Annotated in this window: 17 protein-coding genes and 1 riboswitch; of the genes, 15 read left to right on the top strand and 2 right to left on the bottom strand. The window is 35.0% G+C overall.

Features of this window, described 5'->3' with window-relative positions:
* Window positions 1–57 precede the first annotated feature (57 nt).
* The 5 genes from ID741_RS12060 (at window position 58) to whiA (ending at window position 4,953) form a co-directional block, all read left to right on the top strand.
* Complete coding sequence (locus ID741_RS12060) at window positions 58–1,314, top strand: carboxylate--amine ligase (RefSeq protein WP_438720132.1); 1,257 nt, start codon at window positions 58–60, stop codon at window positions 1,312–1,314.
* 2 nt (window positions 1,315–1,316) lie between these two features.
* A complete protein-coding gene (locus ID741_RS12055) occupies window positions 1,317–2,030 on the top strand; it encodes an amino acid racemase (protein ID WP_438720131.1) in 714 nt (237 codons plus the stop codon).
* Between the two features lie 89 nt (window positions 2,031–2,119).
* Window positions 2,120–3,007 (top strand): RNase adapter RapZ, encoded by an 888-nt coding sequence (gene rapZ, locus ID741_RS12050; RefSeq protein ID WP_218325414.1) that lies wholly within the window; start codon window positions 2,120–2,122, stop codon window positions 3,005–3,007.
* A complete protein-coding gene (locus tag ID741_RS12045; RefSeq protein WP_218325413.1) occupies window positions 3,004–4,002 on the top strand; it encodes a gluconeogenesis factor YvcK family protein in 999 nt (332 codons plus the stop codon). Before rapZ ends, ID741_RS12045 begins: the two co-directional genes overlap by 4 nt.
* A 15-nt stretch (window positions 4,003–4,017) precedes the next feature.
* Window positions 4,018–4,953, top strand: a complete 936-nt coding sequence (whiA, locus tag ID741_RS12040; RefSeq protein WP_438720130.1) for a DNA-binding protein WhiA — start codon at window positions 4,018–4,020, stop codon at window positions 4,951–4,953.
* 37 nt (window positions 4,954–4,990) lie between these two features.
* Here the strand turns inward: whiA and ID741_RS12035 are convergent, their stop codons facing one another.
* Entirely contained in the window at window positions 4,991–5,503 is a 513-nt protein-coding gene (locus tag ID741_RS12035; RefSeq protein ID WP_438720129.1) for a thioredoxin domain-containing protein, read from the bottom strand.
* Window positions 5,504–5,702: 199 nt separating this feature from the next.
* Between ID741_RS12035 and cdaA the strand changes: the two genes are divergently transcribed.
* From cdaA to thiD, 6 genes are all read left to right on the top strand, one after another.
* Entirely contained in the window at window positions 5,703–6,581 is an 879-nt protein-coding gene (gene cdaA, locus ID741_RS12030) for a diadenylate cyclase CdaA (RefSeq protein WP_218325410.1), read from the top strand.
* Window positions 6,581–7,678 carry a CdaR family protein gene (locus ID741_RS12025; protein WP_438720128.1) on the top strand — a complete coding sequence of 366 codons (1,098 nt, stop codon included), beginning with the start codon at window positions 6,581–6,583 and terminating at the stop codon, window positions 7,676–7,678. The genes cdaA and ID741_RS12025 overlap by 1 nt, the downstream gene beginning before the upstream one ends.
* A gap of 22 nt (window positions 7,679–7,700) precedes the next feature.
* Window positions 7,701–9,056: a phosphoglucosamine mutase gene (glmM, locus tag ID741_RS12020; protein WP_438720127.1), complete on the top strand. Its 1,356-nt coding sequence runs from the start codon at window positions 7,701–7,703 to the stop codon at window positions 9,054–9,056.
* 50 nt (window positions 9,057–9,106) lie between these two features.
* A riboswitch (TPP riboswitch) is annotated at window positions 9,107–9,195 on the top strand.
* Between the two features lie 112 nt (window positions 9,196–9,307).
* Complete coding sequence (locus ID741_RS12015) at window positions 9,308–10,129, top strand: hydroxyethylthiazole kinase (protein ID WP_438720126.1); 822 nt, start codon at window positions 9,308–9,310, stop codon at window positions 10,127–10,129.
* A complete protein-coding gene (gene thiE, locus ID741_RS12010) occupies window positions 10,093–10,761 on the top strand; it encodes a thiamine phosphate synthase (RefSeq protein WP_438720125.1) in 669 nt (222 codons plus the stop codon). The genes ID741_RS12015 and thiE overlap by 37 nt, the downstream gene beginning before the upstream one ends.
* Window positions 10,751–11,578 (top strand): bifunctional hydroxymethylpyrimidine kinase/phosphomethylpyrimidine kinase, encoded by an 828-nt coding sequence (thiD, locus tag ID741_RS12005; RefSeq protein WP_438720124.1) that lies wholly within the window; start codon window positions 10,751–10,753, stop codon window positions 11,576–11,578. The genes thiE and thiD overlap by 11 nt, the downstream gene beginning before the upstream one ends.
* A gap of 39 nt (window positions 11,579–11,617) precedes the next feature.
* Here thiD and glmS read toward each other — a convergent pair whose 3' ends face one another.
* The gene (gene glmS, locus ID741_RS12000) at window positions 11,618–13,426 is read right to left on the bottom strand and encodes a glutamine--fructose-6-phosphate transaminase (isomerizing) (protein ID WP_218325405.1); all 1,809 of its coding nucleotides are present in this window, start codon (window positions 13,424–13,426) and stop codon (window positions 11,618–11,620) included.
* A gap of 408 nt (window positions 13,427–13,834) precedes the next feature.
* On the opposite strand from glmS, the gene ID741_RS11995 reads away from it, so the two are divergent.
* From ID741_RS11995 to ID741_RS11980, 4 genes are all read left to right on the top strand, one after another.
* Window positions 13,835–14,119, top strand: coding sequence for a hypothetical protein (locus ID741_RS11995; RefSeq protein ID WP_218325404.1), 285 nt, complete (start codon window positions 13,835–13,837; stop codon window positions 14,117–14,119).
* A 17-nt stretch (window positions 14,120–14,136) separates the two neighbouring features.
* Window positions 14,137–15,057, top strand: coding sequence for a tetratricopeptide repeat protein (locus tag ID741_RS11990; protein ID WP_218325403.1), 921 nt, complete (start codon window positions 14,137–14,139; stop codon window positions 15,055–15,057).
* 91 nt (window positions 15,058–15,148) lie between these two features.
* On the top strand, window positions 15,149–16,432 hold the full coding sequence (gene tig / locus ID741_RS11985) for a trigger factor (protein WP_218325402.1): 1,284 nt from the start codon (window positions 15,149–15,151) through the stop codon (window positions 16,430–16,432).
* Between the two features lie 102 nt (window positions 16,433–16,534).
* Window positions 16,535–18,052: a glucosyltransferase domain-containing protein gene (locus ID741_RS11980; protein ID WP_438720123.1), complete on the top strand. Its 1,518-nt coding sequence runs from the start codon at window positions 16,535–16,537 to the stop codon at window positions 18,050–18,052.
* The last annotated feature ends 161 nt before the right edge of the window (window positions 18,053–18,213 follow it).

Genomic DNA, 18,213 nt, shown 5'->3' with positions numbered 1-18,213 from the left:
TGCTTGCATTTTTCTTTGTGGTATTATTGGAAGGACTAAGTTTAGAGGGGTAATCAAATGAATAAACAACAAAAATTTGTGCCGATTTTATTAGGTAGTGACATTAATGTTTATGGCATGGCGCGGTCATTTCATGAAGCTTATGGTATTCATGTTGAAGCATATGCTGGCTTACAATTGGCACCAACAAAATATAGCAAAATTGTAACGATTCATACAATTTCAGGATTCGCAAAAGATCCAGTTTTTATTGAAGAAATGCGTCGTTTAGCAAAAGAAAAATATAATGATTCCAATACGCGCTATTTGTTAATTGCATGTGGTGATGGTTATGCAGAACTCATTTCTCAACACAAAGATGAATTGTCCCAGTGGTATGTTTGTCCATACATTGAGTTTTCATTATTAGAGCGATTAATGAGTAAAGTTAGTTTCTATGATATTTGCGAGGAATATCATTTGCCTTATCCAAAAACTTTCATTATTACCAAAGATATGTTAGAAGATGGATTACTGACACAAGCGTTGCCATTTGATTTTCCGGTGGCTTTAAAACCAGCAGATAGTGTTGAATGGTTGTCAGTCGATTTTGAAGGACGAAAAAAAGCCTTTATTTTTGATAACCGTGATGAATTTGACGTTATTTTGAAACGAATTTATGAAAATGGTTATACCAGTGAAATGATTGCACAAGATTTTATTCCTGGTGATGACAGCAATATGCGGGTGTTGAATGCTTATGTGGATCAAAATCATAATGTTCGTATGATGTGCTTAGGTCATCCTTTGTTAGAAGATCCTTCTCCTGAAGCTGTCGGGAATTACGTTGCGATTTTACCGGAGTACAATGAAAAAATTTATCAAACGATTAAAAGCTTTCTAGAAAAAATAAATTATACTGGGTTTGCTAATTTTGACATGAAGTATGATTCTCGTGACGGGGAATATAAATTATTTGAGATTAATTTACGTCAGGGACGCAGTAGTTTTTTTGTTGTTTTGAATGGATTTAATCTTGCGCAGTATGTAACTGAAGATCGCATTTTTGAGATCCCTTTCCAACATACTGATTACGGTATGGCGGAACCAGATAAAGCTGTTCTATGGATGGGTGTACCAAATGATGTGTTTACAAAGTACGCCAAAAACAACGAGGACAAAAAACTTGCTGAAAAATTACTAAAAGATAATCGGTGGGGAACTACTGTCTTTTACAAAGAAGATATGGGTCTACGTCGATGGGTGCTGATGAAATATATGTTTTATAAATATAAAGGGCGTTTTGATGAATTCTTTAAAGAGAAAGAAGGATAAACTTGGAAAACTTTTTTAGTATTTTAGGAGGCATGGGAACGATGGCGACTGAAAGTTTCGTTCGCTTAATTAACCATCGGATCACTGCCCATAAAGACCAAGATTATTTAAACTATGTATTATTTAATCACGCAACAGTACCAGATCGAACGGCTTTCATTCTGGATAACCAAAAAGCTGATCCGCGGATAAACTTATTAGATGATATCCGACAACAAAATTTATTGCAGCCAAGTTTTATTGTTTTAACCTGTAATACAGCTCATTATTTTTATGAAGAATTACAAGCTGCAACAGAAATTCCATTACTTCATATGCCGAGAGAAGCTGCGAAAGCGTTACAAATGAAACAGCCAAATGGCGGAAAAGTCGCAATATTAGCAACTGAAGGAACCATGTACGCTGGTGTTTATCAAAAAGAATTGACGGATCTAGGTTTTGAAGTCATGAAACCAGATAAACAGTTACAGGAAAAGGTTAATCATTTGATTTACAAAGATGTAAAAGAAAATGATTATATCAATAGTGCCTTGTATTTAGAAATTTTGTCTGATGTCTTTGATCATTTAGGCTGTCACGAAGTTATTCTAGGCTGTACAGAATTGTCGTTAGTACAAGAAATGACAGCAGATGTCCCCTACTCAGTGACTGATGCCCAAAGTATCTTAGCAGATCGAACAATTGAGCGGGCACTGGCAGACAGATCTTCTCTTTAGGAGATCTGTTTTTTAGTGATCAAAATAGATAGTAATGATACGCCAGGAATGTTATACTTCTAAAGATGAGATGAAAGGATGTGATCGCTATGACGGATAATTTAAAATTAGTCATCATAACAGGAATGAGTGGTGCTGGAAAAACCGTTGCGATACAGAGCTTTGAAGATATGGGTTATTTTTGTGTAGACAATATGCCCCCTAGTTTGATACCAAAATTTTGGGAATTAATTAAAGAGAGTGGCAAAGTTACTAAAATAGCTTTAGTTGTAGATTTAAGATCCAGGGATTTCTTTGAAGAGATTCAAAATATGTTAATTGAAATTGAAAACACTGGCATGATTGATACCAGTACATTATTTTTAGATGCTTCAGATGCTGAATTAGTTTCACGCTATAAAGAAACCCGCAGAACCCATCCACTAGCGATGGAAGGATTAATTACAGAAGGTATTCGTAAAGAACGGGCAATTTTAGAAGATTTAAAATTGCGGGCAACCATGGTAATTGATACTACAGATTTAACGCCGCGACAATTGAGAGAAAAAATAAATTTTGAATTTAAAACCAATACTGATTTAGGGTTTCATGTTGAAATGGTTTCTTTTGGCTTTAAGTATGGTTTACCAATTGATGCCGATATTGTAATGGATGTTCGTTTTTTACCAAACCCTCATTATATTCCGGAATTACGGCCGCAAACAGGGTTAGATAAACCAGTCTATGATTATGTGATGAGCTTTCCGGAAACTGAATCTTTCTACCAGGATTTCTACCGTCTTTTAAAAAACATTATGCCGGGGTATATCAAAGAAGGGAAAAGTTCTTTAACGATTGCCATTGGTTGTACAGGTGGACAACACCGTTCGGTTGCTCTGAGCCAGAGAATTGGTCAAGCTTTAAGGGCACTAGATTACAAAGTAAATATTACTCACCGTGATAAGGATAAGCGCAAAGAGACGGTGAATCGTTCATGAAATTAAAAACTTATCGGATTCGTAAACCTAAAATTGTTGTAATCGGTGGTGGCACTGGCTTACCGGTTATCTTGAAAAGTTTGAGAAATGAAAGTGCCGAAATATCAGCAGTTGTGACGGTGGCTGATGACGGTGGCAGTTCAGGTGAGTTACGAAATTCAATTGATATGGCCCCCCCAGGTGACTTAAGGAATGTTTTGGCTGCTCTATCTGATATGCCAAAATTGTATAATGATTTATTCCAATATCGATTTAACCAAGATGATAAATTTTTAGCCAATCATACGATTGGAAATTTGTTGATTGCTGCCTTATCAGAAATGCGTGGCAGTACTTATGAAGCTATTCAACTGTTAACTAATATGATGCATGTAGACGGGCACGTCTATCCTTCGTCAGAAGAACCTTTAGTGTTACACGCTGAGTTTACAGATGGAACGACCGCAGTTGGTGAGTCATCAATTGCCAAAGATCGCAAAACAATTCATCGAGTATATGTGACAGATAAAAATAATAAAACAGCAGAAAAAGCCTCTCGTAAAGTTGTTAAGGCTATTTTAGAAGCCGATATGGTTGTTTTGGGCCCAGGCTCTTTATTTACCAGTATTTTGCCCAATTTAGTCATTAAGGAAATTGGCGATGCGGTTAAAGAAACTGCTGCAGAAGTCGTCTATATCTGCAATATTATGACCCAACGAGGTGAAACGGAACATTTTAGTGATGCTGATCATGTGCGCGTTCTGCATGAACATCTAGATGCAAAATTTATCGATACAGTTTTAGTTAATACTGAAAAAGTCCCAGAAAATTATATGGATCCAGAAATTTATGATGAATATTTGGTTCAGGTGGTTCATGATTTCAATGGTTTAAGAGAAGAAGGCTGTCGGGTAGTTTCCACTGATTTCTTAAAATTAAGAAATGGTGGTGTTTTTCATGATGGCGAAAAAGTGGTGGAAGAACTATTTAGAATCGTTTTTGGTGCTAAAATTTAGTGAGGAGGCTAAGAAATGTCATTTGCAGCAGAAGTAAAAAAAGAATTGACGGGCTTAGCCGTTCAAAAAGAGGTTGCACAAGCTGAATTGGCCGCATTAATTCGAATGAATGGTTCTCTAAGTTTAAATAATCATCAATTTGTATTAAACATTCAGACAGAAAATGCCGCGATTGCGCGCCGAATATATACTTTATTAAAGGATCACTATAATGTTAAAAGTGAGCTTTTGGTTCGGCGAAAAATGAAGTTAAAAAAGAATAACGTTTATATTGTTCGCTTAAAACATGGCACACAAAATATTTTGGCTGATTTGAATATTATGGATGGTTATATGTTTCAGGCTCATATCGCTAAGGAAATTATCGATACGAATGAAAAAATTCGCGCTTATTTACGTGGGGCGTTTTTGGCTTCTGGATCCGTTAATAATCCGGAAACCAGTCGCTACCATTTAGAGATTTCATCAATTTATGAAGAGCATAATCAAGATATTTGTGATTTGTTGAATCGTTTTGACCTTAATGCCCGAACTTTGGCACGAAGAAATGGGTATATTACTTATTTAAAAGGTGCCGAAAAAATTGCTGATTTTTTAACACTGATTGGCGCAACTAATTCTATGTTGAAATTTGAAGATATCCGAATTGTGCGAGATATGAGAAATTCAGTGAATCGTTTAGTTAATTGTGAAACGGCTAATATGAATAAAACCATTGACGCCGCTTCAAAGCAAATTGGCAATATCCAATTTATCGAAAATACGATTGGTTTGCAGGCTTTACCAGGAAAATTACAAGAAATCGCAGAGTTAAGATTGTTACATCCAGAAGTTAGTTTAAAGGAATTAGGTGAGATGATTCCTTCAGGATCAATATCTAAGTCTGGGATCAATCATCGCATTCGAAAAATCAATGAGTTTGCAGAAGAATTAAGAACTAAAATAAGCTAAAAATTCAGCTATACATTCTATTGTATAGCTGAATTTTTTATAGATTTAAATAGTCGCGTAATTCAGCTTCACTAACTGATTCATCAAAAATCTTGTCTTCAACTAAAATAGTCGGTACAAATTTGATGTTTGCTTGTTCGGCCTCATTACGAATCTCTCTTTGAGTTCCTTCATTTGGTTGTTGCTCTAGTTTTAAAGTGTTCTCAGCAAAAGCTGCAACACCTTCCAATGAAAGTTCACCCCAAGTATTTTGAGTAGCGTATGCTTGGCTAATTTGCTCTAGAGCAACCGGTGCATTTTTGATATATTCATGCATCACGTTTCCCCGTTGCAAACTTTCTTTGTCTTTATCCAATAATTTAATAATACGTTGGACTTTTCCTTCTTTTACCGCTACATCTAACAATTCTCTGGATTCATCAAACCATTTTTTACAGTAGGGGCAACGTAAATTCATAAATTCTACAATTCTTTTTGGTGCTTGATCAGAACCAATCTTGATTCCATTAAAGTCGTTGACTAGTTCACCTTTGATAACAGAAATATCCATTTATATTCCCTCCTTCCTCCATAGTGTACAGAAAATACCGTCAAAAACCTATAACTTTGTACTAAAAACTTACGAAAAATTTATTTTACCATAATAATTATTTTTTTCTCAAAGGCAGTATGATAGCGTTTAAAACACTACAAGATTCTACTTGCTATGTTATACTTGTAAAGAAATTGAATAGAAAGAGAGGTTCCTTATGCCAAATAGTTTAGTTGAATTATTTACAGCCGATTATTGGACAAGCTTCTTTTCTGAAAACCTTTCTACTTGGAACATCTTTGTAAACCTACTGGACATTCTTGTTGTATGGTTTTTAATATATAAATTGTTCCAATTGGTTCGCGGAACAAAAGCAGATCAATTAATTAAAGGTGTCGCTGTATTTATCGGAATCTGGATCGTAGCAGAATTAATCGGCTTACACACATTGTCTTGGCTGATGAATCATGTGATTACTTACGGTGTAATAGCTGCCATCGTGATTTTCCAACCAGAAGTTCGACGGGGGTTAGAACATCTAGGTCGGACGACACTTTTTAAAACAAGTAAAAAAGAAGCACGCGACGATGAAAGAATGATCATAGCTTTTGATAAAGCAATTCAGTACATGTCAAAAAGAAAAATCGGCGCACTGGTAACTATCCAAAGAAACACTGGTTTAGATGATTATATTGAAACGGGAATAGATCTTGATGCCGATATTTCTGGTGAATTACTAATCAATATTTTTATTCCAAATACACCATTGCATGACGGTGCTGTAATTATTAAGAACGGAAAAATTGCGGCAGCATCAGCTTATTTACCCTTGTCTGATAGTATGCTGATTCCAAAAGAGTTTGGGACCCGACATCGTGCAGCAGTCGGTATTAGTGAAGTAAGTGATGCGGTTACTTTTATCGTTTCTGAAGAAACAGGCGGAGTCAGTATTACCTTAAATAATGATTTATTACATGATTTGTCTCAAGAAGAATATTTAACAATATTAAAACGAGAACTAATTCCAGTAGCTGAAAAAGACAAGAAAACCTTATTGCAATCCTTTATCGATGGTTTTTCGAGAGGAGGTAAATAATGCGGTTGAAATTTAAAAAAGAAAATTTGCCTATATTATTAATTTCATTAGCCTTTAGCTTAGTCCTCTTCTTTAATGTGAATAGCTCAAATGTTAATCGCTTTTTCTCTTCAGATGATACGTATGAAGAAGTGATTCAAAATGTACCAGTAAATTTGGTTTATGATGATGATGAGTATTTTGTTCATGGCTATACTAGTACTGTAACTGTAAAATTGACTTCTGCCAATCGTATTCAACTGAATAAAGAAGTTGATGCAGACACTAGAGATTTTACAATTGAAGCAGACTTAGAAAGTTATCGTTCGGGAACGCATGAGGTACGTTTAAAGACTAAAAACTTACCAACCGCTGTTACGGCAACGATTGATCCAACAACTATTTCAGCGACAATTGAAAGAAGACAAACCAAAGAGTTTTCAATTACACCTTCTTTAAATGCAAATTCAACGGGAACTGATCTGACTGTTGACCAATTAACGATTGATCCTGGAAAAGTTGAAATTACTAGCGGACGAGATACAATGAAAGAGATTGATCGTGTTGTCGCTTCTGTTGATGGTAGCCAATTAACAAATGATGGAGATAAAGTAGAAGCGCAGGTACAAGCCTTGAATGTAAATGGTGAAGTTTTACCCATTGAATCAAATCCTCAAACGGTTAGCGTCACATATGATATGGCACAAATAACTAAATCAGTTGATTTATATCCGATTGAGGAAGGTACGCGACCAGATGGCATTGATGGTTATAATATTCAATTAACTCGGTCGACGGCCAACATTACTGGTGCTGAATCCTCAGTCGAAAATGTGACTAGAATTGGTGTGCCAATAAACATTGATGGTTTAGATCACGATACAACGAAAATGGTTGATATTCCAACTGATGGCTTTAGTGTTTCACCTAAAAACGTCAGTGTTCAAATTACGATAAATCGAAATACGGAATCTAGTGATAATACAGAAGAGAACGCGGGGAGCTCTTCCAGTGTTCAAAATGAAGATCCAAATCAGCAGCAGCCAGAATCATCTGATTCAGGCAACCAAACTGGTACCGAAACGAGTCAATCTCAAACGGTCCAATCATCAAATTGAAAAGAGAGGAATTTAGGTTATTATGGGAAAATATTTTGGAACAGATGGGGTACGCGGTATCGCTAATAAGGAGCTAACGCCAGAGTTAGCTTTTAAATTAGGACGTTGCGGTGGGTACGTTTTGAGTCAGCATGAAGAAAGAGAAGGCAGACCGAGAGTTTTAGTTGGTAGAGATACTAGAATTTCTGGTCAATTATTAGAGATGGCTTTAATATCAGGTTTACTATCTGTAGGAATTGAAGTATTTCAATTAGGTGTTATTTCTACTCCAGGTGTGGCTTACTTAACAAGAACACAAAAGGCATCAGCTGGTGTCATGATCTCGGCTTCTCATAATCCTGCCGAAGACAATGGTATTAAATTCTTTGGGGGAGACGGTTTTAAATTAGTCGATGATCAGGAGGCTGAAATTGAAGCACTCCTAGATGCAAAGGAAGATTTATTACCACGCCCTTCTGCAGAAGGCTTGGGAACATTAGATGAATTCCATGAAGGTTTATTAAAATATTCTCAATTTTTGGTCCAAACGGTACCAAATGATTTATCAGGTATCACAGTTTGTATTGATGCTGCAAATGGCGCAACTTCAACTAGTGTTAACCGTTTGTTCGCTGATTTAGAAACTGATTTTTATACTATGGGTACTTCACCAAACGGATTAAATATTAATGATGGTGTTGGCTCAACTCATCCAGAAAAATTAGCTGAATTCGTTTTAGAAAAAGAAGCTGATGTCGGTCTAGCTTTTGATGGAGATGGCGATCGAGTAATTGCAGTGGATGAAAAAGGTCGGGTTATTGATGGCGATCAAATCATGTATATTTGTGCCAAATACTTATCCGAAAGAAAACGCTTGAAAAAAGATACTGTAGTAACAACTGTTATGAGCAATCTTGGTTTCCATAAAGCTATCGAGGCTTTAGGTTTGAAAGATGTGATTACTGATGTTGGCGATCGCTATGTAGTTGAAGAAATGCGTAAAAATGATTACAACCTAGGTGGAGAGCAATCAGGCCATGTCTTATTTCTAGATTACAACACAACAGGTGATGGTATGTTAACAGGGATCCAATTGTTGAATATCATGAAACAGTCTGATAAAAAATTGTCTGAATTGGCTGATGAAGTTACGATTTATCCGCAAAAACTAGTAAATATTCGAGTGAAGGATAAATACGGTGCGATGGACGTTCCAGCAATCAAAACAGTCATCGATGAAACAGAGGCTGAGATGAATGGAGATGGACGTATTTTAGTGCGTCCTTCTGGTACCGAACCTTTATTAAGAATCATGGCAGAAGCGCCAACGACTGAAAAAGTTGAGTATTATGTTGAAAAAATTGCGGCAGTTGTTCGTGCGGAAATAGGCTTAGATTAAAAAATACTAGTTATTTTTATAAGGCTATGTTAGAATTTTTTACAATTGAATAGAAACATTTGGGGTGCCCTAGGCTGAGATAATACCCATTGAACCTGAGACAGTTAGTACTGGTGCAGGGAAATGTCAATGATAGCAAAACCAATCCCAATCATTTTTTGATTGGGATTTTTTTGTAAAACTCTCTTTGTCTTTATCAACTGCAAAGAGAGTTTTTTTCTAAATAATAATAAAAAAAGGAGGAATTTAATTTGAAAGTTACAAAATTTGTCGAATCAGCTTTTCCTTTAACATCAGCACCATTAATTCAATGCATCACCAATGAGGTTACTTGTGAGTCGGTGGCTAACGCATTATTATATGTTGGCGCAAAACCGATTATGGCAGATGATCCACGAGAATTTAAATCGTTTTTAAACGTTAGTGATGGCTTATTGTTAAATCTAGGACATATTTCACCAACTCGTGAGCTAAACATAATATTAGCAGCTGAATATGCTCATGAAATTGATGTACCGATTGTTGTTGATTTGGTAGGGGCGGCTGCTAGTCCATTAAGAATTGAAATCACGAAAAGATTATTAAAAAATCAACCGACAGTTGTTAAAGGAAATATTTCAGAAATGCGTAGTTTGTGTGAATTAGGCTCCGAAGCAAGAGGGGTTGATGTAAATGTAAGCGAACAAACGTTAGAAAGTTTAAAGGAACTGCAAAATGGGATGATAAAATTGACTGATAAATACCCTGAGACAGTTTTCTTTGCTACTGGTGAAAAAGACTTAGTATGCCAAAATGGAACTTGTTTTCTATTGAGTAACGGTGTAGCTGAATTGGACTGTTTTACTGGAACTGGCGATATTGTTGGAGCTTTATGTTGTGCATTATTAGGAGAAGGGCTATCACCAGTAAAAGCAAGTGTAACGGCAATTACTTATTTTAATCTTGCTGGAGAAGTTGCTAAACAAAAGACACAAGGACTTGCAAATTTTCGTCAAGAAACATTGAATCAACTTTCTTTATTATCTGAAGATAGCAAATGGTGGGAAAAAATAAAAGGAGAGGTATTAAATTGATAGATTATTCCATATATTTAGTAACAGATTCATCTGGTTTAACAGAAAAGGATTTTTTTAGAATAATTGAGCAAGCTTGTAAAAGTGGAGTTACTTTGCTGCAGTTAAGAGAAAAAGAATTAAGCACGCGTGACTTTTATCAGCGTGCCCTAAAAGTTAAGCAAATTACTGATCACTACAAAATTCCATTAATCATAAATGATCGCCTAGATATTTGCTTGGCCGTTGATGCGGCGGGTTTACATATTGGCGATGATGAAATGCCCGTAGAAATTTGTCGGCAATTGATTGGAGATAAAATTTTAGGTGTCTCTGTTAAGAGCTTGGAAGCTGCTACTGAAGCTGAGGATGCAGGTGCTGATTATTTTGGTGTTGGAGCAATCTTTCCAACAGAAACAAAGGACACCTCATTGGTTGCAATCAATACTTTAAAAGAGATCACTGGATGCATACAGCTTCCTGTTGTAGCAATCGGAGGGATAAAAGAAAATAATTTAGAAGAATTGTCAGGTTCAAAAATTAATGGTGTAGCCATAGTCAGTGAAATTATGCAAAGTCCAAATATTGAAGCGAAAGTTTTAGCATTGAAAAATAAATTTAAAGATAATAAGGAGCAGGTAAATGGAAAATAGTACCCCTCAAGTAGTAACGATTGCTGGGTCAGATTCAGGTGGCGGTGCCGGTATTCAGGCAGATTTGAAAACCTTTCAAGCAAGAAAGACATTTGGTATGTCCATTATTGTTGCGTTAACAGCACAAAATACTTATGGTGTTCAAGATAGTATGTTGATTCCTAGTGTATTTATCGAAGAACAATTTCAATCTTTGGCTGCTGATTTCAAGATAACCGCAGCGAAAACAGGTATGCTGGGAGATACAGAAAGAGTGTTAACTGTAGTAAAGCAATTAAAAAAAGTAGATTTTGGTCCGTTAATTGTTGATCCTGTGATGATTGCTAAAGGAGGTCATCCATTACTTACAGACGAAGCGGTAGGAACTATCATAGAAAATTTAATTCCGATTGCCACAGTAGTTACCCCAAATTTACCAGAAGCTGAGGTAATGATTGGACAAAAAATTGTGACCAATCGAGAAATAAAACAGGCTGCTAGAAAGATTCAAAAAATCGGTGCTCAAAACGTTATTATTAAAGGCGGTCATAGTCAAAATAGTGAAGCGGCTGATTATATCTTATTAGCTGATGGACAATCGTTTTGGCTAACTAGTCCACGAATTGATACGATCAGAACACACGGTACGGGAGATACATTTTCAGCTTGTGTTGCTGCAGAATTAGCTAAGGGAACTGATTTAATGGAAGCAATAAAAATTGGTAAAGCTTTTATTCATGGCGCAATTGAACAGCAAATACTTGTTGGACATGGTCACGGACCCACTAATCATTGGGCAAAATTAAGTCAAGAAATTCAAATACTAACTGACATTTAAAAAGCAGCCGACATTTTATTTTGTCGGCTGCTTGTAATTTTATTCAACTGTTACTGACTTAGCAAGGTTTCGAGGCTTGTCAACATCAAGTCCTCGTTCTAAGGTTGCGTAATAAGCAATTAATTGTCCAGGAATAACTGATACTAGCGGACGTAATAATGGGTGAACCACTGGCAAAATAATTTGATCACCTGATTTACTTAATTCCTCAGAGACAATAACTAAGGTGTGCGCACCGCGACTTTCAACTTCTCGCAGATTGCCACGCGTATGTGGAGCAGTTATCGGATCAGTAATAATTCCCATAACCGGTGTTCCTTCTTCAACTAAGGCAATTGTCCCATGTTTTAATTCACCGGCTGCAAATCCTTCTGCTTGGATATAAGAAATTTCTTTTAGTTTTAAAGCAACTTCCATCGAAACATAATAATCCTCAGCGCGACCAATATAAAAAGCATTGCGCGTCGTAGCTAAGTAATCAGCTGCGATTTCTTGAATCATAGCTTTTTCAGAAATCATAACATCCATACCATTGGCTGCAATTCCTAATTCTTGCACCAAATCAAAATCTTGTGCTTCAGCAATTTCTTTTGCTTCACCTAACGCTTTAGATAAGATAGTTAATGCTGCGATTTGAGCGGTATACGCTTTAGTTGAAGCAACAGCAATTTCAGGTCCTGCGTGTAAAAGCATCGTGTAATCAGCTTCACGTGATAAAGTTGAGCCAGGAACATTGGTCACTGTTAGAGAAGGATAACCTAATTCATTTGTTTTAACTAAAACTTGACGACTATCAGCAGTTTCACCACTTTGTGTTAAGTAAATGAAGAAAGGTCGTTCTGAAAGTAGTGGCATATTGTAGCCAAACTCGCTAGATAAATGAACTTCTACCGGGATACGAGTTAATTGTTCAATGACTTGTTTGCTGGCATGACCGGCGTTGTTACTTGTACCAGCCGCAACAATATAAATCCGGTCACTTGCTAGTAGACTATCTAATAAATCTTGTTCTACCACGACTTGACCATTTTCATCAGTATATTCACCAATCATTCGACGCATTGTTGCAGGTTGTTCATCAATTTCTTTTAACATGTAATAAGGGTAAGTTCCTTTTTCCATATCTGCTAAATCGATTTTTGCAGTATAAGGTTCCCGTGCAATTTGATTGCCTGCGTAATCTTCAATTGATACAGCATCTTTGGTTACAATGACCATTTCACCATCGTTGATTTCTAAAAACTGATTGGTCTGTTCTAACATTGCCATTGCATCGGAACATACCACATTAAAACCATCTGCTAAACCGATTAGTAAAGGACTTTTATTTTTTGCGACATATATTGTTTCCCGGTCATTTTTATCGACTAAACCAAAAGCATAGGAACCATGAATTTCTTTTAAGGCTTTTTGGAAGGCTGCTTTTGTAGTTAATCCTTGTTCAACAAAGTATTCCACTAGATGAACAGCAATTTCAGTATCTGTTTCTCCATAAAAAGTGTCTTCAGCTAAAAAATTTGCTTTTAAATCATCATAATTTTCAATTACACCATTGTGAACCAAGACAAAACGTCCACTCTGAGAAGTATGAGGATGGGCATTTAACTCTGTTGGTTCACCATGTGTTGCCCAGCGAGTATGCCCAATTCCGATATTACCTTGAACGTCTTCTCCAATTTTTGCTTCTAAATCAGCAATACGTCCGCGAGATTTTACTAAATAATCGTTTGCCTCATCAGCGACGAAAATGCCTGCCGAGTCATAGCCACGATATTCTAATTTTTCTAAGCCGTTTTCTAAAATTTTAGTTGCGTTGTTATTTCCTACGATTCCTACGATTCCACACATAATGTTTTTCCTACTTTCATCACAATATATGTTTCCGAGCTAATTAAATGCGTCTTTGTTCTTTTCCTGTTAAAAAGTTTTTATCGCATTTTGTAGAGCTTAGCAACCCTGAAGCCATCCGCCGAATCTTTCGATAAGCTTCTTCCTCGTCACCTTGTAAAGGCCTGGCGCTATCTTATTGGTCTATCTAATAAAGATTTAATTTATTGCTGCCGGAAACATTGATAAATATAAACTATAATCATAAAAGTGTCAAATACTTATTTTGATTATTTTTTAATTGGTATAGATGAGATTGTGAAAGAACTTTCCAAATTATGTCAGGTATTAACTAAATTTAAGAGAAAAATCTCCAATTATTCGATGGAATCAGTTAAAATAAAATGAATCAATCAATAGGAGGTTGTCATGGAAATTGAAAATTTAACCATTGGAGAGCTAAAAAAATTTTTGGCGGAATTAGAAAATAAAGATGGCATAAATGATGAAACAAAAATTTTTTTAGATACTGGCTGGGATAGCATACAAGAAATTTCACCAAATGCTTTAAGTATAGAAGAAACAAAAATTTTTGAGATAGAAGATCCTTTAAATCATGAAGTTTTTACGGGACACTCGTTAGTAGAAAAAGCTGAAAAAATGAATGCCAAGGGGCCAATTGAAAAAGTTTTAATCATTCGGAATTTATATTAATGAAAGGAGAGGGTAGGTTGTCAGAAATACAATTTCCTAAAAATTTTGAATTTTATTGTAAAGCTGGACACTTGGCTTTAGAAAATAGTGATATGAATCAAGCATTCTCATCTTTTGAAAAGGCTTATAAAATAAATAAAGATCCGTTAGTAAATTTTATGTTATCGACGATTTCATCTCAAAAAGGTAATATTGAACTTGCCATCCAATATGCAGAGGAAATGTTAGATAATTATTTGATTGATTATCAGCGCTTTGAGTATTTTTTACAGTTGTTACTATTAAATTATCAATTTGAAAAAGCCCGAGCTTGGGTCTGGCAGGGATATAAGCAGCAATTGATTACTAAAGAGCAAGTCAATGACTTTTCTTATGTAATAGATGAGCAAGCTCAAATGTTTCCAGAAGAATGTACTGATGATCAACTATACAGCTTGGATGAATTGCTGGAAGAATTAAAGGCTCCGGTACTTGTTCAAATAGAAACAATAAAGAAAAGCGAGAACTTATCTTTGGCTGATTTAATCGAACTAGGCAAACAAATTTTATCTGAGGATAAAGTTACTTTGTTGGCTAGAAATTATTTATTCGAAGAATTGTCGAAAAATGAAGTTGATCAAGTCTTTGATTATCTCGATTTGAATGATCAAATAATAGAATTAAATCCAAAAACAATTGGTACTGATCTGAGAGATCAGTTAATGAATGATATTATTGCGAGCTTAGCTGAGAAATTGGAGCATCAAGATCCATACCTGCTACAAAATTTAATTGAGGAAGTTTATGTGGAGCAAGCATTACTTTATCCTTTACAGGTGTTTTATTCAGACACTGCCGAATGGGTAAACAGCTATTTATCGTCAGATAAAAATGATGACTCAGAAATCAAAAAAATACGAGAAAAATTAAAAAAATGGCAAAGCTTTTATCAGAGTTAAAGAGTTGAGAACTAAGCTTTATATTTACAATTTTTATTCAGTAGTGTAAACTTAACAAGTATGCAAATTTTAATATTCGGAGGGAAATCAAGTGACTGTAAATTTCGAAAAAACTGGCACCAATGAAGGTGTAGTAACTTTTTCAATCGCGAGACCAGAAATTGAAAAAGGATTAACAAATGCTTTTAATAAAGTCAAAAAAAATCTAAACGTACCGGGCTTCCGTAAAGGAAAAGTTTCTCGTCAAATGTTCAACCAAATGTATGGTGAAGAAGCACTTTATGAAGATGCGTTAAATGATATTTTACCTGTAGCTTATGAAGCAGCAATCAAAGAGTCTGGTGTTGAACCAGTTTCACAACCTAATATCGATGTGGATAGCATGGAAAAAGGACAAGATTGGGTAATTAAAGCGACTGTAACTGTCAAACCTGAAGTAAAACTTGGCGAATACAAAAGCTTAGAAGTACCAAAACAAGAAACAGAAGTAACAGAAGATGATGTGGACGCACGTATCAAACGTGAACAAGAAGCACAAGCTGAATTAGTGATTAAAGAAGATGCCGCTGCTGAAAATGGCGACACTGTAGTCATTGACTTTGAAGGTTTTGTTGGTGAAGAAGCGTTTGATGGCGGGAAAGGTGAAAACTATAGTCTTGAATTAGGTTCTGGTTCATTTATCCCAGGCTTTGAAGAACAATTAGTAGGTCACAAAGCTGATGATAGCCTAGACGTAACTGTTACTTTCCCAGAAGATTATCAATCAGAAGACTTAGCTGGTAAAGAAGCAGTCTTCAAAGTAACTGTTCATGAAGTAAAAGGCAAAGAATTACCTGAACTAGATGATGATTTTGCTAAAGACGTTGATGAAGAAGTTAATTCATTAGACGAATTAAAAACAAAATATCGTGAAGAATTAACAGAACAAAAAGCTGCTGCTGCGAAAGAAGCAAAAGAAGAAGCTGCCATTAAAGCAGCTGTCGAAAATGCTGAAATCGTTGAATTGCCATACGTGATGGTTCACGATGAAGTTCACCGTTCAATGGACGAGTTTCTTAACAACATGCAACGTCAAGGTATTTCTCCAGAAATGTATTATCAACTAACTGGTTCAACTGAAGCAGATTTACACACACAATTTGAAGCAGAAGCTGAAAACCGTGTGAAAACAAACTTAGTAATGGAAGCTATTGTTGCTGCCGAAAACTTCACAGTTGAACAAAGCGAACTTGATGAAGAAATTAAATCTTTAGCTGAAATGTACCAAATGCCTGAAGATCAAATCCGCAATGTTTTAACTGAAGATATGTTAGAACATGATATTAAAATTAAAAAAGCAGTTGAATTAGTAACAGAGTCTGCTGTTGAAAAATAATTCTTAATTAAAAGAAAAATAAGCAAGTAGTGTGAGCAGTTATTATGCACTACTTGTTTGTTTTTATGTAAGGGAACAGATTGATAATTAAGGGGGAAACAAATGATACTAAGTGAGTTGGGTCGTTTAAAAGCTTTTGGGAAAAACAATAAAGCGCTAATTTTACTTACATACTTAGTGATATTGGTGTCTTTTGGAGCGAAAATATTTTATTATAATTTTTCAATTGATACGGAAGAGTTTATGTTGTTGGCACCTATGAATGGGTTCATACAATGGGCAGAAATGGGTCGATACGGACTTTATTTTTTTAAACGTTTTATTTCAGGTTATACGATTAATGTGTTTTTAATTAATATTTTAACTTATTTAATATTGGGACTTATGTCAATTTTATTTTCTTACATCTTGGATCGCATATATCAAAGCCGTCAAAAAGGAAGTTGGATTATTCCCGCAACATTTGTTTCATCGGCTATTTTATTGGAACAGTATAATTTTATTTTGCAAAGTTTTGAAGTAGCTTTATCAAATCTATGTGTCATATTATCTGTTTATTTTTTCTACTTATTTATGTCAGAGAAAAAGAAACTATTTTTGGCAATTAATATTATTCTAGGTGTGTGTGCTTTTTCAGTGTATCCATCTAATTGGATTACGTTTGTAGTTGTTACAATTATTATGATTATCGCAATAGTGGATAGTTCTGAAAAAAGAATTTCTCTAAAAGACGGTTTATTATTAATTGCCTCATATATAGGGTCTTTTTTAGTCATATTTATTATGAATCAACTGATGTATAATCTTACTTTATTTTTATTAGGCACTCAAAAAAATCCTTATGTAGAGTCAGTTATTTTATGGGGGAAATTGCCAGTTTCAGAAATTTTTTCAAGTATTATTAATAATACTTATTCTCTTTACAGTGGTGCGCAATCAATTTATTTTGGTAAATTAATGGTCTTAGTTGTAATCGTATCTTACTTAGCTTTATTTTTTGCAAAGAAAAATCGGATCTGGTTATTCTTATTGTTAAGTTCATTATATTTCGCCATTCATTCAAGTATCTTTATCTTTGGATCGATTGGTCCCATCAGATCTTTAGTACCATATTATCCATTGGCTGTTGGCTATGTCTATTTTTATATTTATAATAAACTGAATTTAAAATATGTAAAAACTATAGTAGCAATTATCATTGTCATAATTTCATTTAAGCAAATGAAGCAATCGGCTTATTTGGCGAATCAAGAAAATATCATTTATACTGAAGCGTCAAGGTTTAATCAACAACTTAGAAGTAAAATTAATACTCTAGATATCAAAGGGAGTTATTTAGATTACAAACTAGCAATTTTTGGACAAAAACAATTTCCTATCTCTAGAGGATTAATGATGGGAGATGTATTAGGTCATAGTTTTTATAATTGGGATGTGAACAGTCCCGTTGGTGTGAGTCATCGCGTAGCAAACTTCTTTGATATCACAGGAACGCCAATTAAAAGAGTTTCAGAGGAAGAATATCAAGAAATTTTACCTGACTTTAATGATATGGGGGTCTTTCCTGAAGAGGATTCAGTGAAAATCGAAGGCGATATTATTATGGTTCGAGTAAGTTAACTAAAAAAATCAAAATCCAGATACTTCATTGGATTTTGATTTTTTTTGTTATAAATAGTGATGTAACCAAATTGTAAAAATAAAGATAAATAGTTTTGTTCATTTCATTAGTCTTTTTTGGTAAACTGAGACTAGGTTAAAATGTTTACCAAAGGAGATTA

This window comes from Enterococcus sp. AZ103 (genome assembly GCF_051714685.1).
Taxonomy (GTDB): Bacteria; Bacillota; Bacilli; order Lactobacillales; family Enterococcaceae; genus Enterococcus_A; species Enterococcus_A alishanensis.
The sequence above is the reverse complement of the archived record's forward strand: the minus strand, read 5'-3'. Positions and strand labels throughout refer to the sequence as shown.